A 21821-nucleotide genomic window follows, 5' to 3' on the forward strand; every position below is an offset into this window, starting at 1 on the left:
TCAATGCCGCATTCAAAATTACGCTCCGTCTCTGCAGTTCTAAATCCAGCAATTTTATAAGCATACAATGTCCCCCTTTTTTGATCTGTCAGATAAATAAATTATATCATTATTCACCTGACAGATTAAAAACTCCCAAGGTAATCCCCTCAGAAGCTTTCATTTATTATTTTTTGGGTTATAAAGGACCCCAGGACTTTTCTGAGAGTTAACATATATTTCTATATTATTATTCTAATACATACTAACCGGACAAAATGAATTATTAAAATCAATGCTTTCAAAACTCAGGCACTTAAATTTCATCCAGGGATTTTTGTTTTGTTTCAACTCCTAACACAGCAATAATAAATGCCACTATTACAAGTATACATCCAAGTACTATAAAAACAGTTCTGGTATCATAGTTTTTAAGCATCCATGCTACTCCATAAGAGCTGAATATAGTTGCCAGCCTTCCTACTGCATTACAAAACCCCGATCCTCTAAGTCTTATATCTGTGGGGAACAATTCCGGAACATAAATGGCAAGGCCAAGTGTAAGAAGTATATATATAATTACAGTGAGGAAAAAACCCATAGTCAGTATTACAGCCATAGTATTTTGTGAAGCATATGCATATCCAAGTATTCCTGCTGCAAGCATAAATGCAGTAAGGCACCATTTACGCCCCAATTTATTCACAATAAAACTCCCAATTAATGCTCCAAGAGGTGCACCTATCATCATTATGGTTGTATATCCCAATGATTTAGACACATTTATGCCTTTTCTCAGGAAAAATGTAGGTGCCCAGCTTACAAAAGTATATATTAAAGTATTTATGGCAATCAGTACTACACAACCTACAATAGTTCTCGAGATCATATTTTTACTGAATAAATCACTAAACTTCCCCGATTCTTTATCATGTTCCTTCCTTATGACATTAGGTTGTGCTATGGAATTATCAGCTTCCTTTTCTGCTTCATGGTAAAATATATTCACAACATGCTGTGCATTTTCTTCCATTCCTTTGGATTCATACCATCTTGGAGATTCAGGCATACTTTTTCTCATATACCATACAATTACGGAAAATACACCTACAAATACAAACATCCATCTCCAGCCAAACCGTGGTATTATAAGATATCCTAGAAATGCAGCCGCCGGTGTAGAAACGTTTGTTATAAGGGAAAGCATGGACACCCACTTTCCCCTGGTTTTTGAAGGCACAAATTCTGCAAGTAATGCATATCCTGTAACAATTTCAGCACCGAGTCCAATTCCCATTATTCCCCTGCAGACTATTAAAAAAATCATATTGGGGGAAAATGCAGCTACAAGGGATGCTCCACCAAATATCAAAAGGTTCAGCTGATAAGAAAATTTACGTCCAAAACTGTCTCCTAAAAATCCAGTGATAAGTGACCCTATCAAAAGCCCTAAAAAAGTTACAGAAATAAAAGCAGCATTCAAGCTTATGCTTGACCATCCACTTTTTAACAGCACACCTAAAACTCCACCTGCCAGATATACATCAAATCCATCTAAAAATATTCCAAGACCGATGAGCCATAAAATTTTATAGTGTAATTTGGATATTGGAACATAATCCATTTTTTCAGAAGTATAATTGACTTCTTCCATTAAGATACCTCCATTTAGTAAACAAAAATTTAATATTTTTAATATATAATTTCACTGGCCAGTAAAAATTATTTTCTAAAAACAAGCATAAAAAATAGACCTTCCCATGGGGCGAAAGGTCTATCGCGGTACCATCCAAATTTTTTTCTTTATAAAATAACGGATTCATCCGATACAGTCTACTTGTATTTCAACCAATAACTCAAGGACGAGTTTTCAATACATGAGTATTGTGAATTTACATCAAACATCACTCTCTTTAAATATCATATATTTACTTGATTCCTGTCATAGTTTTTAAATTTAATTTTTTCTAAATTATAGTACTAATCTTATATATTGTCAAGATTTAGATTTGATGAATCAGTGTAACCGTAGGAGTGCATCAATCATAAACATTGATGCAATTAATAGTCTTTTTTCTTTACTGGAATCCAGATTTCGCTTCGATACTTTGGATTTCCAGTATCTGGGCTCTCATTCCACAAAATTTCAGGGCCCTCAACTGCCTCATATCTTGAAGATGGAAACCACTCTGAGTATATCCTTCCCCATATATTTTGAAGTGTTTCCGGAAATGGTCCAATTGATTCGAAAACTGCCCAGGTACTTGCTTCTATTTTCAACACATGGAATTCTGATGTTTCATCATTTGAAGTTACTACACCGATGTAATGATCCAGCTTACCCTTTTCTCCCATTCTTCCTTCCGAGAAGTTGGTAGATGCACTAATAATCCCTATATGAACATTTTTTCTTGTTAGTATATTTTACAATACACTATTTACAGTATTTTCCTTATCTGGCTTCCTAGTCAACTGAAATTAAATTTGTCTTTTATAAAATTCCATGCCTTTTTTGGACAAACTATCCTCCCAGATCAATTTTAATATATTTAGTTCTTCGCTGTAATCAACTTTTGTTTCATCCTTATCATATTTAAGCTTCTTCAGTATCTCAATTGTGAAATTTGACTCTCCATGTTCCTTCCAGTCCTTTTGAAGTTCTTTGTTAGGATGATTTCCTAATTCTAATTTAAATTTTGTGCTGTTTATTGTACCTTTCAGATCTTGGGTTACTTCTATATAGCACTTATCATTAAAGTTAGACTTAATAATAAATATCCCCATATCTGATTTCATAGCTTTATACAGTTCTTTAAGCTCTTTTCTTCTATTCATAAGCTATCATCCCTTTCCAATAATTGGTTTTTATCTTATTTCAGCCAATATTCTTTACAATCATCAGTTCTTTCCATAAATCCATAATCAACCAGGTAACGTTTAATCACCGCATAATCGCCATAAATCTCCTTCAATATTTGATTTAACTCTTTTTCCATATAGTGTTTTCCATGTTCCAGCTGTTCCGTTATTTTTGTCAAAACAACAATTTTATTCTTCTCTTTCCTGGGGAATGTTTTTAGTCTTAAGGGAGATAGATTTTCAAATACAGTTTTTAATATTTGCTCTTTTTCAGTAATAACATATCGATCATCAACCATAGTTGCATCATTATGAATAGGTACTATAGCCTCATCCATTGAGGACTTCTTTTCAATTGCCTGCTCATAGATTGCCAAATACATCTTTGCCTGTTTTGCCTTTTCACGAAGCATAAACCTTTGATGTCTTACTGTAGAAGGAGAAATATCAAGTATTTTTGCAATTTCTTTATCTGACATATCCGAATATATCAAAAATAATAGTTCTTTCTGATTATCTGTGAGTGTATTATACTTAGATTCTGAATAAAGTAATTGCTTTAAGTAGTTCCCATGTTCCGTACTTAAATGTACTTTGATGGCACGAGATGCTTCAAAAAATCTACCAGCAAAAGAATAAATTTCACCAACTTCAAATCTCTTTCCGCAATTATTGCAAATGTAAGAATTAGTATCTATATCAAATCTATATCCGTTCTTAAGTTCTTCTATAGTAAGTTTATCAACATCCAAATATATTGCCCCTTTGGTTTGTTATTTTTATAAACACATTATAAAATTGTTTATTTATTTTGTCAACCACAGCATACTTACCCACTCCCCCAGCTATTTTTTAGCCTCATTAGACACATTACCTTCAATTTTTTATAGTTGAACTTTTTCCTCTTTCTGTCTTATGCAGTATATCATCGTTTCCCAAATTTACTTTGTAAATCCTCCAAAACCTTTGAGGACCATTCTTTTCTTTCAGATATGGATTTATCTCTAAGAGTATCATTATAAGATTCTATTATTCCATTTTCAGAAATCAAGCCATACTTAGCTGATAAAATATATACTTCATCACTGTTTTTCTTTGCGTATTCGTATGCAAGAGCAAACCTTGGACTCTTTCAATAAAGTTCTGATGCGTTACATTTATATTTTTTTCCTGCTTGCACAAGAAATTAGAGCGATTTTCATAGTATCATCAACCTTATCCATTCCCCTATCTGCAACAATCCTGACAGTATCTTTCTTCTGTAAGTTTGGGACAGCCTGGATGAATGCAGGGCTTCAGCAGTTTTGTCGAACTCATTTTTACACATTCCTGCTCTTCTATTCTGCTTTTTAACTGCTCAATTTCCCGATTGCTGTAGGTTAAAAAAAGCACCGTTAAGCAAGGCTATGGTTCTTCACTATTTCTCTTTTACTTGCTTCCCTTAGTGTAGCCAGCATTAGATGCAGAACCCCAAACTTAGCATAAGATACCTATTAAAAATAATAATGAGGTAAAAATACTAATTACTAAATTCCAACATATGGTTATACTAAAAAATAGGTGTGTTTTCCCAATTATTGATTTATGCGCACACTAATTATTTCATAAAAAATTAAGCAAGCAACATCTCATTTAAATGATCAGCGTGAGGTAATTTTCCATAAATCAAAGGAGGAATTAATAATGTTAGAAAAAGTAAAAAGAACTGATTTATTTTACCAATATTATGGGCAATGGATTACAGTCTACAAAGATGGTGCTATAAGGAAAGTGACTATGGATAAATACCTTATGACGAAAAAATGGCTTGAAAAACTTATTCCAAAACTTATAATTTGCGATTTGAATCGTATAACTTACCAGCAATTACTTAATAACTATGCTGCATGGCATGAACGTCAAACAACAATGGATTTTCATCATCAATTAAAAGCTGCAATTTTGGATGCAGTGGATGAAGGTCTAATTGATAGGGATCCTACGCGAAAAGCAATAATCAAAGGAAAAACTCCAAGAGATAAAAAAACAAAGTACCTGAATCAGTTTGAGCTGCATACTCTATTAAGCAATCTTGATTTAAAGCCTGAAGTAAGCTGGGATTGGTTTATACTATTAGTTGCAAAAACCGGAATGCGATTTTCAGAAGCATTAGCGCTTACACCCAAAGATTTTGATTTTTCACATCAGATTCTTTCAATCAGTAAAACATGGGATTATAAAGGAAGTGGCGGCTTTCTTCCAACAAAAAATCAATCTTCTGTACGAAAAGTACAAATAGACTGGCAAACAGTAATTCAGTTTTCTGAATTACTAAATGGATTGCCGGAAGGCAGCCCTATATTTACAGAAAACAAAGTATATAATTCAACTGTCAATGGCATATTAACAAGACGCTGTAAAAATGCAAAAATTCCAGTAATTTCAATTCACGGATTACGGCACACCCATGCCTCTCTTTTGTTATTTGCTGGTGTATCAATTGCAAGTGTTGCCAGAAGGTTAGGTCATGCTAGTATGACAACAACCCAAAAAACCTATTTACACATTATTCAGGAACTTGAAAATAAAGATGTAGATTTGGTTATGCGTTCATTGTCAGGATTAAGTTAACCAGGAATCATTATCAAAAATGACTCACGCTGATGAAGGGTGATAAGGTTGTCAATATCTTGGAAAAAGTCACCTATTTGTTTCTGTTCCTTATAATCAGGTATCAAAACATCTACATTATTAATAGCAGTTTTGGATAAACTTGGCACACCTGTTGATTCATCTTTTTGTTTCCATTTTATATTTTGAAAAATATCATAAACAAAATTTAAATTATTATTATTCTCAGGAACCGCATAAAATAAGGTATCCACAGTCCAAAAAGGTGCTCTCAATATGTATGGTTTATCAATTGTACCTTTTCTCCCAATACCTATCGCATCTTCTTTATATGATAAAGCTTCATTCACACTTAGCATATATCCACCAGTTCCATAGACTGGAATTTTACCCTCTGAAAGGTGCTTATAGTCTCTCCCGCTTTTAACATCAACTATATTTTTTAACTTACGCTGTTCCCAAGGGTCAGTAAATCCCGGAAAACGAAGTTCTGGAAAATTCTCACCTTTTTTCGGGAACATTTTTTGTAACAAACCTTTCTTCTCATCCTTCAGGTGATTTAACTTACGCTGATGAAGGGTGATAAGGTTGTCAAGATTACGAAAAAACAAACCGATTTTATTCTGTTCTTCAATTTTGGGTACGCCAATTATAAAATCATTTAAATGTTCTTTTGTAATTGTGCTAATAGTTGCTCCCCACGCTCTTTCCTTTTCTATCTCAAATAGTTTCTTAATTACTTGTGCAAAATATTGTTTATCTATGGGGAATTTATATTCTTCAAAAATTAATATTGTGCGATCAAAATAAGCGTCGTATTGTGTAATAGCCGTTCTGCCAATACTTTTCTCAATGCTTCCTTGTAAAGCAACTACTATCTTTCCAGCTTCAACAAATCGACTTTTAGGCTCAGCTATTTTGCTGATATGTGCTTTTGTATCAGGATTTAATCTCAAATCAAATCCAATATCTGCAACTTGAACAAATGGTTTTCCATTTTCTTCATCATAAAAGTCTGGGTTTGTATAAGGTTGAGGAAATGATCCCCTTATATAATATGCCACATCTTTTAACTTACGCTGTTCCCAAGGGTCGGTAAATCCTGGAAATCTTATTTTAGGTACATTAGCTTTATTTTTATCCATTTTATCTCCTATCTTAACTGTCAATTGATAATTAGCAGTTTAATAATTAATTTTAAAGTTTTATTAGATATAAATTAGCTTTCAGCATGCTCATCAGCCAATTCATAAATGGCTTTACGCAAACCATTACGATACTTGATTTTAGACAAAGATTGTATCTTTTCATCATGTGCCAACGTCTTATAATCCCTGCTTGCTTTGGCAATTATATCCCGGATTTGACCGGTATCATCTAAATCCTGTATACCATAACGATGATGACTAAATAATTCACGCATCTGGGCACTTGTGATAATGTCTGTAATTCCCCACTTCACCCGAAAATCCAGGAACATTCTATCAAGGCTGACATTGTTGGCCGCCTGAATAATTTGCTCACTATCTCTCAATTTTACTGGATATTTAAGATTAAAGCCCTCGGTTGGAAAATGCCCTTTGATAATAGCAATTGCTGCATTCATAACCTTTACAGCATAATTTCTGTCTTCCAAGCCAGTGGCAAATTGATCAATTTTCTCTTTCGTAGCTTGCGCCTCCTGGCTCTTGCCCTCATGCACCTGGTTTAATAATTGTTCCACCAATTCAGTTAGATAATCATAATCTATTTTCACATCTTTGACATGGGTCATTTTCAACTCAATTTGATAAAAAGGAATTTTCTTTTTCTTTGACATATACTGTTTAAGCTCATTGGTTAAAACTGTGGTAAGCATGGTTTCTTGAGCACCTGTCATGCCTAATTTTTCAACTAATTCATCAGGATTGTCGTAGTTGAAACCTACTGTATTTCCATCAACTTCTTCAGAGGTATATTGTTTTAATTTAGCCATACCGGCATTATAATCACGCAGCAAATCAAACATATATTCTTTTTGCTTTTCAGAAGGCGGCAATTGCTGGAACTTATTAGTTAAACTGCCTAATTTCTGAGCAACCTCTTTGACTTCATTAAACTCATCCTCAAAAGTTTTAGCGATAATACCATCTTTTTGATTGGATTTACGCTGCTCATTTTCTGATAAAATTGCTGAATCTTTATTGGCATAAATTGCCAGAGCTTCATTCATCAGCTTCTCATTTTGAGCAGGCCAGCGATAGTTTACAATACGCCCCCAGGGTTTTTCCTGCATGTCAGCAATACGGTTTGTCCTTGAATAGGCTTGAATAAGTCCGGCCCCTTTAAGTGTTCTATCTACATAAAGGGTATTAAGTTCCGGTGCATCAAATCCAGTCAAAAGCTGATCTACCACAATCACAATATCCAGGAAGTTCTTGTCCGTAGCAGTTTTATTCAAACGACTAGTAACATCCTGTGTATATCCAGCTACATCATCCATGCCAAAACTTGTACCAAATTCTTTGTTATAGGCCTTTATAGCATCATATAAACCTTGATTGGTGGCAAGCATGCTATCATTATTGGATGAGTTCTGGCTAAATGTAACTGCTACTTTTAATGTTTGTCCACCATTCTTCTTATTCTCATCATTTACTCGCTGAAATTCATTGAAATACATCATTGCCATTGGCGTACTGGCTTTCCCGCCGCCAACATGAGTGGTAAAAAGTGCATTATACTTACCTTCGTTTGAGCGATTTCGCCAGTTCTTGAAAATATCTTCAACTACTAATTTGATGTGATCCGGATTTTCGTCATAGAAACTTGGTTCAACCGCATCATCCATATCTTCCTGACTTAGATTATTGATCTTATCTTTAATTTGCTGTTCAGTCCATTTCGGATAGCGTTCCCGGTAAAAATTTGGCAGATATTTGGTTTTCATTTGCTCTTCATCAATGGTTGTTTCAAAATCCACTTTAAAACCTAAAACATTTCTGTCTGCAATTGCTTCACGAATAGTATAGGCATGTAGCAGCGGTCCAAAAATGTCTTCAGTTCGCAAACCGCTGGTAGTTTCATCAAACATGGGTGTCCCTGTATAACCAACCCAGGCGGATTTTCTAAAAGCCTTTTGTATCTTTGCAAAACTTTCGCCTCCAGTTGAACGGTGTGCCTCATCCACAATAAATACAACATTTTTATCAGGTGATTTAAATGATTTACGTTTCACTAAAGTATCAAGTTTTTGAACAGAAGTAACAATGATACCATTATCTTTACTCTTTAGTTTACGGCTTAAATCAGTAGTATTATTGGTATCTTGAACACTTCCAATCATATCTTCACCAGCATCCGGATCATAGGCCCTGTAATTTTCATTTGTTTGTTTCGTTAAAGCAATTCTATCCACTACGAAGACAACTTTGTCAACTTTCGGCATGCGGCTTGCAAGCCATGCTGTTTTAAAACTGGTTATAGTTTTACCGGAACCAGTGGTATGCCAAACATAACCTACTTTATTTGTACCCAGTTCAAAATCAACTTTCTTTAATTTTTCAATTACATTCTGAGTGGCGTATACCTGATATGGACGCATTACTTTTAACATTTGTTTGTTTTTTGTGCCATCCAAAATCATATAATTAGTAGCCATCTGATGTGCCATTGGAATACTTAGCATTGAATCCGCAAACTCTTTCCAATTGCGAACAATGATATTATCACTTTTACGCTGCCAGTTAAAAGCAAAGTCCTTATTGAACTTATCCGGCGTGGTATTCGCCATATACTTCACATTATTTGGCGTAATTGCCACCAATATCTGCAAGGTGGAAAAAATATCACCATATTGGTTTTCTTTAGAATATTGATGCATTTGATTCAGCGCTTCATTGACATCATGTGTATCACGTTTTTCTTCAATTTGTATGATAGGCAAACCATTAATAAGAAGTGTAGTATCAAAACGGCGGCTTTGTTTCCCAGCGATAACTGCAGGGCGTTCAATTTGATTAACCACTTGATATACCGTATCCCCAGCGCCAATCTGTTTTTGATCGAAAACCGTTAAAAACACGTGACGGCCGTCATCCAAATCAATTTCGATTTGCGATACACCATTGAGTCCATATAAAAATTGTCCAGCTTCATATGGTGTTTGAATATCAGATATAATCTTTTTAACTTGATTAAATTCCACAGTACTTAGTGGATGATCAAGTGTATTTTGATTGTGCCTCTCAAGAATCTCTTTGAAGTTATCCCAAAGCTGATCTGTAGTTTTAATTTTGGGTTCATACTTCCACAGCTTTGTTTTCACACAGTAATCAGCAGATTTTTCACTAACCGTAAAGCCGCTGATTACTTCCAGGTGTTCAGGTTTAGTTATGGTTCCACTGGTAATATATTGTATTAATTCAGTTTCAAATTGCTCTTCATTCATTTCTCACTTGCCTCCTCTAACCGGGATAATATGATTTTTGCTTCAAGCTCTGCTGCCCTATTTCTAAGTGTTTTCAGTCTTAACTGATTAAAATAAACTTGTCCTATAATTTTTTGCTTATCTATGGAAGGTATTCTCGGTATTTCAAGCTCTTTAAGCTGCTTAAGAGTATATTTTAAAACTTGCGAACCTTGCAGCCCCAGCACAAACTGTTTCTTAATGGTTTTGTTTTCATTAATGAGATAGACCAAAAACTTTGAGTCAATGTTATGGCCAGGTAACAACTTAACGTAGTTTTGCGTGTAAAGATATCCCTCATACTCTTTTCTTACCATGGCTGCAGTTCCCGTAATTAAACTAAACACCACATCACCATGGCACAAGGTATTTACTTTATCATTGGTTCTGACCTGTTTATTGTCCACACCATTTGAAATAATACCCACCAAATCATCTGTTAAATCTGTTTGACTATAATAAGTAAAAAGCGGTGTTTTCTCATCAAACACTTCAGTAATCCTAAACTGAGGAGATCCACTTACTAATTCAACCAATTCACTCAACTTTTTCATAAAATATTGTGCCTTTCTAAAATTAACTTTATTTACTATGACGTAATCATATCACAAAAGAATTTTTATTACAACTATAAAATGTAATTTTTTAAAATTACATTTTTACTATTAAGCATTAACTTTAATGAAATAATTTAGCCTGACCAACACATTAATTTTAATAAAAAGCACTGAAAGCCCAAAAAAGAAAAAAATAGGACATCGTATCTGCAAGAGAAAAAGAAAAGAGCACCTGGGACAGCCTATTCAAATTGATGCCGCATCTGATACACAGCCGCAGTGAATGGAAAAACGAGAATATAAATAGATTTGTGTAAAATAGATTAGTTTTAGTTTTATATAACTGGAAATTTTGATTTTCAGCTATATAAGTTCCTGCTCCAACTGCCATTATAATACTATAGCCTACCATTACCCAGCTTGCCTCTGAAGAAGAAAGTGAAAAAGATAATGAAACTGATTTATTTTTCATATCTAATTCTCTCCTATAAGAAATTTGGATATAATGTATGCCAGTTTTTTGCCTGTTCAGCATCATGCCCAAAAAATATGAACTCTGGTTTAATCTCCTGAACAAGTTTTTTCATATTACTAATTGACTTTGAAGCCATCTCTGTATCTGACGATAAAAATGGAATATCATTATCAAAAATTTCTTTATTGTATGCCACATCAATAGTCAAGAGTATATATCCTGTTCGTTCGGTTTTTACAAGTACTGATTGATGACCTGGTGAATGACCTGGCGTATGAAAAATCTGTATACCTGGTGCCAATTCATAATCTCCTTCAATCAACTTGTAATTTAAATCTGATATTCTGCATTCATAAGGTGAATAATCATCATTGCCAATAGCAGCTTCGAATTCTGTTTTCTGAATAATAATCGGTGCTTTTCTAAAATGTCCATTTCCTCCAGCATGATCTAAGTGTAGATGAGAACTCACAACCATCTGAATATCATTGATACTATATCCAACTTTTTTTAAGATATTTTCAATTCTGTCAGCCTCAGTCATATTAGGAACTAGTCTGCCTTCTCTTCGAGTTCCTTTATAATAATCTGGATTATTCACAAAACAATCTGGCATTCCACTATCAACTAAAATAGAGCCCTCCTTTGTTTCTAATAAAAAACACCATACTGGCATTTCAACTAATTTACCTGATGGAAGATTTTTATTAACCGCTGACTGATCAAGAAAACAAGAACCAGCAGGCAGAAAATATAATTTTTTTACCATAAATAACATCACCTTTCATTTTCTTTTAATATCCCTGATAGCAAGTAAAAGAGCTATCTTTTTAATTCATAGTTTATATAAAGCAATGTGTTTCATATTTTCTTATTCAAATTAATGAAATAATAAAATAGATCTAATTAATACAAATCCCTCCTCCAGCTTCTTGTCTTTTCAATGTTGCCTATGTTATAATAGCCTACGGACAATTTGTCCGTTTCTATATTTGTATTATATCGGACAACTTGTCCGATTGTCAAGAATAAAAATTTTTTAAAGGAGGTACTTTAAGTGAGTAAAGAAAAAGAAATGGATACTTCCACTACAAAACTTTCTAGAGAAGATAAAAACAGAAGACGAATTTTATTCGAAGCGAGAAAACTATTTATTGATAATAAAGGTACTGATGGTGTAAACATGCATCAGATTGCAAAAGCCGCAGAGGTTGGGCAAGCAACTCTCTATCGCAGGTATAAAGAAATAGGTGATATTTGTATTGAAATTGTTAAAGAAGAGTGTCAGCCTTTATTTAATGAACTCAACAAATATTTAAATAAAAACTTAGAGTCCGAACCTTTAGATAAACTGTATCATGTTATAGAGAGATTTGTTACGTTTTTAGATGAAAAAAATCCATGGCTTTGTGCTGTCAGCCGCACTATATTGGGATATCGTCCAATGCAGACTCCTCTATATCAATGGATGCGCAATACATGCAGAACATTGTTAAGTGAAGCCGAGCAGCATGGAGATATCTCTGACGTTGATATTACATATACTGTTGAAATCATGTTATCAGCACTTCATGATCTTGATTTTCATTTAAACAATTCCCGGCTTACCACAGAACGAATCATACAAGGCTTGGACCGGATTTTTATTAGGGGCTTAAAAAGCAAGAGAATATAGATAGATTTGGTGTAAGAGACTGTGCATTTTTCGGTTAAAGATAATGATATAATACAAAAACTTGCCGCATATATCATTCTCGGCATCAATGATGAAGGGAAGAAGGAAGTTCTGTCTATCCAGATCGGCGGAAATGAAAGCAGCAGCTGAAAAATGCCAGGATAAATATCCGGGAACAATGAGCAGCTGGTCAAAAAAGCTGGGATGCCATAAACCCTATATTCAAGTTTTCAACAGATGTCAATTCTCAGAAATTGATATAAAGTTTGTGGTGAACTATCCCTAATGTATTATACTTTTAGTTTTATATAACAGGAAAGTATAGATTTGGTTTTATACAAATCCATACTCATTCCCCTCATTTGCCGATTAATGATACACCATATATATCTACTTCCAATCTGATATATTATACTTGGCCAATAATTCCCGTGATAATTTCATGCCTTCATCTGTAATTGCTACAGACTTAGAACGGTGGCTCCCCTGCCGGATATAATCTTCCTTATCCAGTTCATTAATAATATCGAAATCATATCCCTTCCAAGCCATATCCAGATCTGATCCAAAATAATCACGTTCCTTAAATCTTGTTAAATACATCAACAGCATGGTCAACTCTTTAACTGCTTTCTCCGGGTTAGTCTTATCCATAATAAAATCTCTCCTCTTCGTAGTGAAATTACAATTTCATTGTTATACAATTTTTATGCCCATCATCATGCTACAATATCCTTTTATTGGCAATGTTTTTTTCACTTCAGCCAAGTCTCTTTGCCCAAGCACGAAGCTCATTACTTTCCACCTTGTCTTCACTTTCATAAACAGTCCCTAAAAAATTAGCAAATCCACTTAGTCCGCCTACATCATCAAGCAAAAAAACTCCATCTTTATAAATACAAACCGGCCTATGCTCATTCAGCACAGTATCATTTGCATGGGCAATCTCTTCATGCGAAACAAGCCCGCCTTTAAAAAGACCTTTGAGCCGATTGGCTTCTATTCGTTCATACATACTTATATATAATCTACCTCCAGATATTAATTCTTCTCTGCATATCCAATTATCTTTTCTTAATACCAATTATTAATGTTAAATCTACAGTTATTGAAGATATATTCTTTTTGTATACATTATTTAATTTTTCAATACTTTTTCCCCAAGTTAATGGTGTCATTTTAATGAAATACGGTAAAAGTTCTTCACTGACATCAAATTTATAGTTGATATTTTGAATATCCTTAATATCCAGCTTTTGCTTAAAATAATCAATTACTTTACTATTTGAATAGTCAGGAATATCCTTGTCAATATAAATTATTTCACGTAATTCTTTAAGATAACTGGATCCTGGAACTACTTTTATAACAATTCCACTATCATTTAATATTCTATCAAATTCACCATAATTAGCTGGAGATAAAATATTTAGTGCCACATCAAAACTCTTATTTTGAAAAGGCAGCCTTGTTAAATCTGCCACACACCAAATAATATGAGCATTGTTTCTTGCAGCAATACTGATACTGTCTTTTGAAATATCCACTCCTACATAAATGTTGCCCTGATTTTCTTTAGCCCTTTGAGAAATACTGTAAATGTGGGACCCTTCACCGCATCCTGTATCTAAAATCTTTATTTTTTTATTGTCCCTGGATTTTTTGTATTCATCAAGTATTTGCGCAAGTTTATTGAGCAAGGGGGCATAGAAACCAGTTTTACAAACTCTATGTCTTGCTTCAAATAATTTCTTTGAATATACAGGAGCTTTGCCCGATACTAATAAATTCAGGTAACCTTTTTTAGATAAATCAAAGTTATGTTTTAAATTACAAGTCAAGCTTCCAAAATCATTCATAATCATTGTCCCGCTGCATATAGGACATTTAAATAAATTATTATTGTTTTGTATCAATTCTCTAATTCTATCTTTTTTCTTAATATTATTTATACACATATTTTCAAATTCACCTCATTTATCAAATCTGATGTGAATTCCTGAAAACGATCATTCAATATAAAAAAGGCTGCAAATGAATGATTCACCTGCAACTCCAATATCTCTATAAAAAATATAGGACAACAAGAACTACACTAAGGGCAGTCACACTTAATGCCTATAAATAAGATACTATAAAGCATATGAATGTTCATTATAAGAATCCGAAAATAAGGTACAACAAATTAACCTAAAACCATAGGCTTTTTTACCTTATCTTTTTTATTTAGCTATTTGTACTAAACTAAATAACGGAATCTCATTTTAACAATAAACATCCCTATACCTCTCTTCTAAATATTCGCTTCAGTATAACATATATAAAAATGATTATCAATAATGCTTTTTTCCATTGTGTTGTTAACTTGCGCTAATGTAACCTTAAGATTAACTTTACAAAATGTCACTTTTGGATCTGATTATAATATCGAAACCCATAATGCAATCATGGCGTCATACACACCATGGGCAATGATTAGTGTGATTCTCTCTAAATACACAGAAGAGAAATCCAATAAATGCCGTCATGAAAACCTGAATGATATTTCCGTTGAATATATGAAACAGACCAAACAGCAAGGATGATACAATTATAGCAAGTCACTTAGAGTTCTTGATTTTCAGTAATTTATTAAATATGTAACCGCGAAAGATTAATTCTTCTGCAAGAGCAGCTCCCAATATTGCATAGATAAATTGATAAACAAATTGCCATGTCTGTGTATAAGATGTGTTTCCAACCATATTTTTAAAGCCAAGCATAATTGGGAAGACAGTCAAAAGCAATGACATGGAAAAAGCAAGTAATACGCCGATACCTACTTGCAGTGGAATTTTTTCCCTTCTTAAGCCCATGTCTCCCAGATTTTCCTTATTCACAATCATTAACATCCCTGGAACGAAGAAAAGAAACCATTGCGTAGCAATCATAAGCATCATGCGTAATGCCAAAGAAGCAGGGATATTATGCCGGCGCAGACATTTTTACAGATTAGAAGCTGAAATAATTACTTAATAAAAGCAAACTTTTCTGACTTAATATACGGGGGCTGTCGCACTAGCACAAAGAATAAGCTAATGCGGCAGTGTTTTTAAGGAATACCGCTTTTACTTAACATCCATATGGGTTTTGAATCAAGTCATGTCATCTCTAAGCGCATCAATGATATTTTCTTTTTTTATCTTGCTAATGGCATAAAGCATTGTAATGAACACGATAAAAAGCACACTGAATATGCTGATTGCCATACTGCCCCACGGAAACACAAAATTGATATTGTCCGCTCCACCGACGACCATTCCTTTGTAAATCAGCCAAGAAGAGATTGCCGCCATGGGAAGACCGAAGAGCAATGCTCTCAGGCCATAAAAGGCACACTCGAAATTCATCATCTTTTGGAAATCGCGATCAAACATCCCCACAGAGCGAAGCATGGCAAACTCCCGCCGGCGCAGTTTGATATTCGTGGAAATCGTGTTGAATACATTGGCAACCGCAATCAACGAAATCATAATGATAAAAGTATAAGCAAACACGTTGGCAATGAATATCATATTGCGGCTCTGATCAAGTATTTCAGACGTATTCAAAATGATGTACGAGGCTGTGATTCCCGCACCTTGAATCATCGTTTTCATCTCAGCCACCGACTACGATGGATTCTTTGACTGAAAGGTCATGCCCTTCACCATGATATCCGACGATGTATCGGAGGGAGCAAGCTTCTCCTTGATGGAATAGGGAGCAATCACACTAAAAGTGTATGGCCGCTGCTCAGAGGTTTCTGTCATCGGAGGTATATCAGGCGGCACGGCATTGACAAACGTAATGCCTACATTTTGACTATATTCCGTTTTCGGCTGGCCATTTGTTTCGGGAGCGATGGTAAAATTCATGGAAGGACTGGCGAAAACATCAGGAAGCTGGTCAATCTTCTCCTGATTGCCGCGGCCCTTCATTTTGGCAACAGCGATTATTTTTGCATTTTGTCCGGTATATTCCTCCGCGGACAAGCCCAAGGCTTTGATAATATTCAAATAGGCACTGTCATCAAGAAACTGGATTGTCATTGGCAGATTCACCGTTTCCTCTGGCGAATGTGAACCCACGGATTTCCTGTAAGCGCCTGAAAGGTCGCTGCCCTTAGCAGCGCAGGAATACTTCATAACAACTTGATACGAGCTTTCGTAAACGCCATGGGTGGTTTTTAGTTTGTTATAAAGCTGCAGCATTTCGCTATCGTTCATATCATGTGTACCAAAACCAATGTCATAAGTAGTACCCACCCGCTGACGCCTGTTTCAAATCTGTTACAAAGGCACTGGTGGATATAAATAGCACTACGCTTAAAACAAGTGACAGAACAATGCTGTGATGGCGCTTTTTGTTCCTCTTAAAGTTCTTTAATGCAAGAGTTCCCTCCAAGCCGTAAATACGCTCCACCAGTTTTGACGTTTTCACAGTTTTGGATTGGATTTTGACCTCGTTGGTTTGGCGAATACACTCCATCACGGGCGTATTGGCAGCCTTGCGAGCCGGAATATCGGCCGAAATCAGGATTGTAATCATGCTGGTGGCCACTGCTGCGAGGATTGCGGGAGCGGACACCGTCAATGCCAAAGGTACATCAGTATAGAGAATGTTTGCGAAGTTCTTGGCGACGATGCCTATCACAATCCTGATGCTGGCTATGCCGACGAGAACACCAATGGGGATGCCAATGGCCCCGATACAAAGCCCTTCAAACAGCACTGAATGGCGCAGTTGCTTTGCAGTAGCTCCCACCGACGAGAGAATCCCGAACTGGTGTGTGCGTTCGTTCAAAGAAATGTTGAATGAATTGCAAATCAGAAAAATCGAACCAATCATGATGATGAGAACTACAATGCCTCCCACTGAGTACAGAAGTGCATTGAACGGCTTATCGCTGGAATCATCCGAAAGACCCATGAAACGCAGCACATCATTATTCAAGATGTAAGCATGGCTTCCAGCTGTACTTTTTGCGTAAGCATGAACTTCATGCGGTTCTTTCAGCGTGACAAATAAGCTGAGATCATCCGCCGTATCTGCTGCATCTGCAGTTGTAATTAAGGTATATCCCGATGCGGAATCTTCATCAAAGTGGGGCGTTTGTCAGATACCGACCACCGTGTAAGTTCTCTCCGCTTTTGGCACAAAAGTTTCACTTTCGGCAGTGTACGGATCACTCTGACCAAGCTTCTTGTTGACCTTCATACGGTTCCCCACAGCAAGGGTAAGGGTGTCGCCCACCTGTAAATGAACGCCGCTCTTTGTCATGACGCTCCCTGAAACAAGAATCTCCCCGCTGTTTTTCGGTAGTCTGCCGGAAAGCAGCGTGAGGGGCAGGGCATTAAAGGTTTTCTTGCTGAATCCGGCGATAAAAAGATACGGTTTGTTGTGATTTTTCCCACCTTCAAGTTTTGCATAGCCGATATTTTCAAATGTTGCGGTGTTTGCAACTTTATCGTTACTTGCCTGTTTCGCTACAAAAGAAGAATCCACATCCTCAAATTTGACGTGCCAGCCGCCATATTTCTGAGCCGCACCCCTTGCCATATAGTTCAGCAGGGAAATGCCAAAGGTGGTAACTGCCGTAATCAGGGCGGCGGACAGGACAACTCCCATTACCGTTACAATCGTTCGTGTGTGGCTCTTTTTCATACTCTGCAGGGTGATTTTGTTAAAAATGTTCATGATCTAACCTTCTCGTCTCGTACTACTTTGCCATCTGATATGCCGATAATACGGTCTGCTTGCAAAGCGATGTTTTCATCATGTGTGACTATAATAAGGGTCTGATTGTATTTTTTATTGCTTTCTTTCAGCAGTTTGATGATTTCATGTCCATTTCGTTTGTCCAAACTTCCAGTGGGTTCATCGGCAAGCATCACCGCCGGTGCATTCATCAAAGCACGCCCGATGGCAACACGCTGCTGCTGACCACCTGAAAGCTGATTGGGTAAATGTGTTTTTCGGTCCTTTAGCCCAAGCAGTTCCAATAAATCATTCAGCCGTTCCTCGTTAACTTTTCGCTTGTCCATCAGGATAGGCAAGGTGATGTTTTCCACCACATTCAAAGTGGGAATGAGGTTGTGAAACTGGTAAATCAGTCCGACCTGCCTCCTGCGGAAAATTGCGAGCTTTTCATTGCTTTGGGCATATACATCCTGTCCATCTAAATACACCTTTCCGCTTGTTGGCACGTCCACACCGCCGATAATGTGAAGCAATGTGGATTTGCCGGAGCCAGAGGAACCGATGATTGCGGTAAACTCCCCTTTTGGGATTGTAAGCGAAACATGGTTAATCACGGTAACTTGGTTTTCACCCTTACCGTAGACCTTGCATAAATTTCTGTTTTTAAAAACTCCATTATGTGATCCTCCTTTTTCATAGCTTACCCATATAATAAAACTTTCAACTTACATCTCTGTGACCTTCAGGTGAGAGATTCGTCACTTTGGAAAACGAATGGAAAATATGGCACCGCCCTGGAGATGATTTTTTGCGGTAATCATCCCTCCCTGCCGTGTTATAATCATCTTGCAGAGAGCCAATCCAATCCCATATCCTGTAGCGTTTGAGTTTTTCCCACGATAAAACCTGTTAAATAAGAATGGTAAATCTTCTTTTCTAAAGCCAGCGCCGCTGTCGTGGATGGCAATCTCAGTAAATAATGGATTGCTCTCGCAAACAATCTCAATCTTCCCATTCTCACCTGCACTTTCTATACAATTTTTGAGGATGTTTTGAATTGCTTCCGAAAGCCAACCTAAATCGCCTTGAATAATAATTCCCTTCGGTGCATTTATTTGTAAATCAATACTATGCAGTTCCATTGGGATTAGGAACGGGCGAAGTGCGGAGCATATCAAGCTGTTTACATCTATCTTCTCGCTTTGAAATACCACAATACCCGCATCCAAACGAGATAATTTCAATAGAGAAGTAAGCAGCCAATCCATCTGTACAAATAATTCCTTTGTTTCCCGTATTAATGCTTTCCGTTCATTTTCGTCAGGGTTGTTCTCTAACAATGACAGAATAAGGTTTACGGATGTGAGAGGGGTGCGAAGTTGGTGGGCTATGTCAGTCAACGAATTGGCAAGATGTTCTTTTCCTTCTTTCAGTGCGTAGTTTTGCTCCCGAATGCGCAGCATCATTTTTGTTATCTCGCTTTGTAAAATGGAAAGTTCGCCTTCATCCGATTCACCAATGTACAGGCGGTCAGCGTTATGAAGTACAAGATCGATTTGATCTGAAATCTGCGCAATACTTTTATATCGGGCTTTGGTAAACGCCAAAAACGTTGTTCCAAAGGCGGCGGCAGAAGCAGCAGCAAGGATTCCAGCCAACCTATTGATTGCAAATCCCAGCGTTACAGCAGCGGCAGCCATTAAGGAAAACAAAATGGCAAACTGCCGAAACTCTCTATTCCGAAGCATACCTGTCCCCCAATCTATATCCCGTTCCGCGAACGGTCAGAATTATTTGCGGACTGGCAGGGTTGTTCTCTATCTTCTCCCGCAAGCGTTTGATGTACACGGTCAATGTATTGTCATTGACAAACTCCCCTGCAGCGTCCCACAATTCGTCAAGCAGCCTGCTCCTTGTGACAATACTTTTAGGGTTGTTAATAAACACCAACAACAAGCGATATTCTAGAGCTGAAAGGAAAACCTCACTGCCGTTCTTTTTCACCACACCGCTTGCCATATCCACATGAACTCCGCAAATTTCAAAAGCCCTTGGAGAACGCCCACTTTTTCGCAGGGCAGTTCTGATTCGTGCCATCAGTTCACGCGGACGAAAAGGCTTGGTAATATAGTCATCCGCGCCCATGTTCAGCCCGGTAACAACACTTGCTTCATCGCCGGAAGCCGTCAGAAATATAACGGGAAGATCCTGCATTTCTTTGATTTCCGTGCAAACCGTAAAGCCATTTCCGTCAGGCAAAGAAATATCAATCAACGCCAAGTCAAATTTATTTCCGGCAAGCGCTGTAAAGGCATCACTCCGAGTAGGTGCATGGGTGACTGTAAATCCCTCTGAGCGGAGCAAAAGCACAAGGTTTCTGGCAATTGCCTTATCATCCTCAACTAAAAATATCCTTTTCATTTATTTTCACCATCCTTTGCTTTACTGATTTTATACCTTCCATCAGCTGGTTTTTCTGCGTCATTTTGCAGCGAAACTATAGTCTCCACATGGCTCGAGTTGATGGCATTGATGTCATATTACTTTGCCCGTCTGTGGAAACATATCAGCAGCATTTTTGGAACTATCGGTAGACGGGAACATATCCAGCGGTTTTTGACCATTTTAAGAAATTTCGGTATGAGAGAACCTATCAATGGAATTCTCAACACCAGCCTTTTAGAGATTAAGGGAAGACTCTATAGACTTCTTCATATTATTAACGAGTTCAGTCACCTCAGAATCCATTCCTTTCCACTTATCAATATACCCTCCTAGATAAGCCTTTCTTGCTTTGTCAAGTAAAATGGCATGCTCATAAGGTAATTGAGGTATTGCCCATTCAGCTGCCAGATCTTTTGATCTGATTTCACCAGTAGATGCTGTCACCCACATTCTGGCTAAAGTTAAAATCACATTGCGTTCGTCACCTTTAATGCTAGTTATCAACCCGGGCAACGATTCTTTAATTGCTTTTCGAATATCTGTCATCGGCACAGGCTCAATTACTTCTGTTGCCTTTGGTCCCAAAAGGTTAATACTATTTTTTCTTAGTTGTGCTAAAAGTATTGCTAAATCCGGATCATAAGTCGGCTCAGGAATATCTCCCTTTTCAAACTGCTCTCTTAGCCACTCGCCGTACATAAATTCATATCTGGGAGGAAAATGCCAAGGAATAATATCTTTTTGATTAATGACTGTAACTTCAAGAGGTCTCATATCTTTTGTGTTTCCTATTTTCCCAGATATAAGCATTAGTCTGTCTGTAAGATCTCTTCGAGTTCTTTCAGATAAACTACGATTTATTACAACCAAAATATCTACATCGCTATTAATGCGTAATCCTCCCATAACAGCAGAACCGTACAAATATATACCCACTAATATACTATCGAGTAGCTCCTCTATAATTTTCGATGCTTGAATTGCTTCTTTCGGTATTTCTTTGTTATTCATATTCTCGAATGCGAGCTCCTTTCGCGCAAACTTTCTGGGCAT

18 protein-coding genes, 6 pseudogenes and 1 other annotated feature are annotated in these 21821 nt (G+C 36.5%); of the genes and pseudogenes, 4 read left to right on the forward strand and 20 right to left on the reverse strand.

The genetic code is table 11. The features are described from left to right. Positions 1-295 precede the first annotated feature (295 nt). The 6 genes and pseudogenes from CKL_RS12665 to CKL_RS20880 form a co-directional block, all read right to left on the reverse strand. Entirely contained in the window at positions 296-1633 is a 1338-nt protein-coding gene (locus CKL_RS12665; protein ID WP_012102931.1) for an MFS transporter, read from the reverse strand. Positions 1634-1737: 104 nt separating this feature from the next. Further along, positions 1738-1934, reverse strand: a binding site (T-box leader). Between the two features lie 106 nt (positions 1935-2040). Then, positions 2041-2376 (reverse strand): annotated as a pseudogene (locus CKL_RS12670) (GyrI-like domain-containing protein); the annotation flags it as partial. An 81-nt stretch (positions 2377-2457) separates the two neighbouring features. Beyond that, positions 2458-2814 (reverse strand): GIY-YIG nuclease family protein, encoded by a 357-nt coding sequence (locus CKL_RS12675; protein ID WP_012102934.1) that lies wholly within the window; start codon positions 2812-2814, stop codon positions 2458-2460. Positions 2815-2849: 35 nt separating this feature from the next. Further along, on the reverse strand, positions 2850-3590 hold the full coding sequence (locus tag CKL_RS12680; protein WP_012102935.1) for a DUF2087 domain-containing protein: 741 nt from the start codon (positions 3588-3590) through the stop codon (positions 2850-2852). A 173-nt stretch (positions 3591-3763) separates the two neighbouring features. After that, positions 3764-3955: pseudogene (locus CKL_RS21590) on the reverse strand (DUF6884 domain-containing protein); the annotation flags it as partial. Positions 3956-4065: 110 nt separating this feature from the next. Then, positions 4066-4230 carry a hypothetical protein gene (locus tag CKL_RS20880; protein WP_172634764.1) on the reverse strand — a complete coding sequence of 55 codons (165 nt, stop codon included), beginning with the start codon at positions 4228-4230 and terminating at the stop codon, positions 4066-4068. Positions 4231-4521: 291 nt separating this feature from the next. Between CKL_RS20880 and CKL_RS12685 the strand changes: the two genes are divergently transcribed. Continuing rightward, a complete protein-coding gene (locus tag CKL_RS12685; protein ID WP_012102936.1) occupies positions 4522-5448 on the forward strand; it encodes a site-specific integrase in 927 nt (308 codons plus the stop codon). On the opposite strand, the gene CKL_RS12690 is transcribed toward CKL_RS12685, so the two are convergent. The 5 genes from CKL_RS12690 to aiiA all read right to left on the reverse strand — a co-directional run bounded on the left by CKL_RS12690 (position 5445) and on the right by aiiA (position 11696). Next, positions 5445-6593 carry a restriction endonuclease subunit S gene (locus CKL_RS12690; RefSeq protein WP_012102937.1) on the reverse strand — a complete coding sequence of 383 codons (1149 nt, stop codon included), beginning with the start codon at positions 6591-6593 and terminating at the stop codon, positions 5445-5447. The genes CKL_RS12685 and CKL_RS12690 overlap by 4 nt on opposite strands. Positions 6594-6667: 74 nt before the next feature. After that, the gene (locus CKL_RS12695) at positions 6668-9877 is read right to left on the reverse strand and encodes a type I restriction endonuclease subunit R (RefSeq protein ID WP_012102938.1); all 3210 of its coding nucleotides are present in this window, start codon (positions 9875-9877) and stop codon (positions 6668-6670) included. After that, positions 9874-10449 (reverse strand): restriction endonuclease subunit S, encoded by a 576-nt coding sequence (locus CKL_RS12700; RefSeq protein ID WP_012102939.1) that lies wholly within the window; start codon positions 10447-10449, stop codon positions 9874-9876. Before CKL_RS12700 ends, CKL_RS12695 begins: the two co-directional genes overlap by 4 nt. 160 nt (positions 10450-10609) lie before the next feature. Further along, positions 10610-10924, reverse strand: a complete 315-nt coding sequence (locus CKL_RS12705; protein ID WP_012102940.1) for a hypothetical protein — start codon at positions 10922-10924, stop codon at positions 10610-10612. Between the two features lie 13 nt (positions 10925-10937). After that, positions 10938-11696, reverse strand: a complete 759-nt coding sequence (gene aiiA / locus CKL_RS12710; RefSeq protein WP_012102941.1) for a quorum-quenching N-acyl homoserine lactonase AiiA — start codon at positions 11694-11696, stop codon at positions 10938-10940. 288 nt (positions 11697-11984) lie between these two features. Here aiiA and CKL_RS12715 point away from each other — a divergent pair, with 288 nt between their 5' ends. The 3 genes and pseudogenes from CKL_RS12715 (at position 11985) to CKL_RS20885 (ending at position 12888) form a co-directional block, all read left to right on the forward strand. Beyond that, a complete protein-coding gene (locus CKL_RS12715; RefSeq protein ID WP_012102942.1) occupies positions 11985-12602 on the forward strand; it encodes a TetR/AcrR family transcriptional regulator in 618 nt (205 codons plus the stop codon). A gap of 15 nt (positions 12603-12617) precedes the next feature. Beyond that, positions 12618-12746, forward strand: a pseudogene (locus CKL_RS20380) (transposase); the annotation flags it as partial. After that, a complete protein-coding gene (locus CKL_RS20885; protein ID WP_155814033.1) occupies positions 12736-12888 on the forward strand; it encodes a hypothetical protein in 153 nt (50 codons plus the stop codon). The pseudogene CKL_RS20380 and the gene CKL_RS20885, both read left to right, overlap by 11 nt. 104 nt (positions 12889-12992) lie before the next feature. Here the strand turns inward: CKL_RS20885 and CKL_RS12720 are convergent, their stop codons facing one another. The 9 genes and pseudogenes from CKL_RS12720 to ant(9) all read right to left on the reverse strand — a co-directional run bounded on the left by CKL_RS12720 (position 12993) and on the right by ant(9) (position 21779). Beyond that, the gene (locus CKL_RS12720) at positions 12993-13256 is read right to left on the reverse strand and encodes a DUF6429 family protein (protein ID WP_012102944.1); all 264 of its coding nucleotides are present in this window, start codon (positions 13254-13256) and stop codon (positions 12993-12995) included. Between the two features lie 106 nt (positions 13257-13362). Beyond that, the gene (locus CKL_RS12725) at positions 13363-13686 is read right to left on the reverse strand and encodes a hypothetical protein (protein WP_012620727.1); all 324 of its coding nucleotides are present in this window, start codon (positions 13684-13686) and stop codon (positions 13363-13365) included. Beyond that, entirely contained in the window at positions 13667-14560 is an 894-nt protein-coding gene (locus CKL_RS12730; RefSeq protein ID WP_012102946.1) for a methyltransferase domain-containing protein, read from the reverse strand. The genes CKL_RS12725 and CKL_RS12730 overlap by 20 nt, the downstream gene beginning before the upstream one ends. Before the next feature lie 495 nt (positions 14561-15055). After that, positions 15056-15541 (reverse strand): annotated as a pseudogene (locus tag CKL_RS21735) (CPBP family intramembrane glutamic endopeptidase). 195 nt (positions 15542-15736) lie between these two features. Beyond that, positions 15737-18320 (reverse strand): annotated as a pseudogene (locus CKL_RS21350) (ABC transporter permease). Further along, positions 18317-18999 (reverse strand): annotated as a pseudogene (locus tag CKL_RS12760) (ABC transporter ATP-binding protein). Before CKL_RS12760 ends, CKL_RS21350 begins: the two co-directional pseudogenes overlap by 4 nt. A gap of 82 nt (positions 19000-19081) precedes the next feature. Next, a complete protein-coding gene (locus CKL_RS12765) occupies positions 19082-20071 on the reverse strand; it encodes a sensor histidine kinase (RefSeq protein WP_012102955.1) in 990 nt (329 codons plus the stop codon). After that, positions 20058-20744 (reverse strand): response regulator transcription factor, encoded by a 687-nt coding sequence (locus CKL_RS12770; RefSeq protein WP_012102957.1) that lies wholly within the window; start codon positions 20742-20744, stop codon positions 20058-20060. Before CKL_RS12770 ends, CKL_RS12765 begins: the two co-directional genes overlap by 14 nt. Before the next feature lie 258 nt (positions 20745-21002). Next, positions 21003-21779, reverse strand: coding sequence for an aminoglycoside nucleotidyltransferase ANT(9) (ant(9), locus tag CKL_RS12775; protein WP_070104654.1), 777 nt, complete (start codon positions 21777-21779; stop codon positions 21003-21005). Between the last annotated feature and the right edge of the window lie 42 nt (positions 21780-21821).

Origin of the sequence: Clostridium kluyveri DSM 555, from assembly GCF_000016505.1 — a bacterium.
Taxonomy (GTDB): domain Bacteria; phylum Bacillota; class Clostridia; order Clostridiales; family Clostridiaceae; genus Clostridium_B; species Clostridium_B kluyveri.

Excerpts from the sequence above, each read along its gene's own strand:
- CKL_RS12700 (WP_012102939.1), bottom strand. The coding sequence starts at position 10,449 with ATGAAAAAGTTGAGTGAATTGGTTGAATTAGTAAGTGGATCTCCTCAG.
- CKL_RS12665 (WP_012102931.1), bottom strand. The coding sequence starts at position 1,633 with ATGGAAGAAGTCAATTATACTTCTGAAAAAATGGATTATGTTCCAATA.
- aiiA (WP_012102941.1), bottom strand. The coding sequence starts at position 11,696 with ATGGTAAAAAAATTATATTTTCTGCCTGCTGGTTCTTGTTTTCTTGAT.
- CKL_RS12705 (WP_012102940.1), bottom strand. The coding sequence starts at position 10,924 with ATGAAAAATAAATCAGTTTCATTATCTTTTTCACTTTCTTCTTCAGAG.
- CKL_RS12730 (WP_012102946.1), bottom strand. The coding sequence starts at position 14,560 with ATGTGTATAAATAATATTAAGAAAAAAGATAGAATTAGAGAATTGATA.
- CKL_RS12765 (WP_012102955.1), bottom strand. The coding sequence starts at position 20,071 with ATGCTTCGGAATAGAGAGTTTCGGCAGTTTGCCATTTTGTTTTCCTTA.
- CKL_RS12690 (WP_012102937.1), bottom strand. The coding sequence starts at position 6,593 with ATGGATAAAAATAAAGCTAATGTACCTAAAATAAGATTTCCAGGATTT.
- CKL_RS12685 (WP_012102936.1), top strand. The coding sequence starts at position 4,522 with ATGTTAGAAAAAGTAAAAAGAACTGATTTATTTTACCAATATTATGGG.
- CKL_RS12720 (WP_012102944.1), bottom strand. The coding sequence starts at position 13,256 with ATGGATAAGACTAACCCGGAGAAAGCAGTTAAAGAGTTGACCATGCTG.
- CKL_RS12695 (WP_012102938.1), bottom strand. The coding sequence starts at position 9,877 with ATGAATGAAGAGCAATTTGAAACTGAATTAATACAATATATTACCAGT.
- CKL_RS20885 (WP_155814033.1), top strand. The coding sequence starts at position 12,736 with ATGAAAGCAGCAGCTGAAAAATGCCAGGATAAATATCCGGGAACAATG.
- CKL_RS12770 (WP_012102957.1), bottom strand. The coding sequence starts at position 20,744 with ATGAAAAGGATATTTTTAGTTGAGGATGATAAGGCAATTGCCAGAAAC.
- CKL_RS12675 (WP_012102934.1), bottom strand. The coding sequence starts at position 2,814 with ATGAATAGAAGAAAAGAGCTTAAAGAACTGTATAAAGCTATGAAATCA.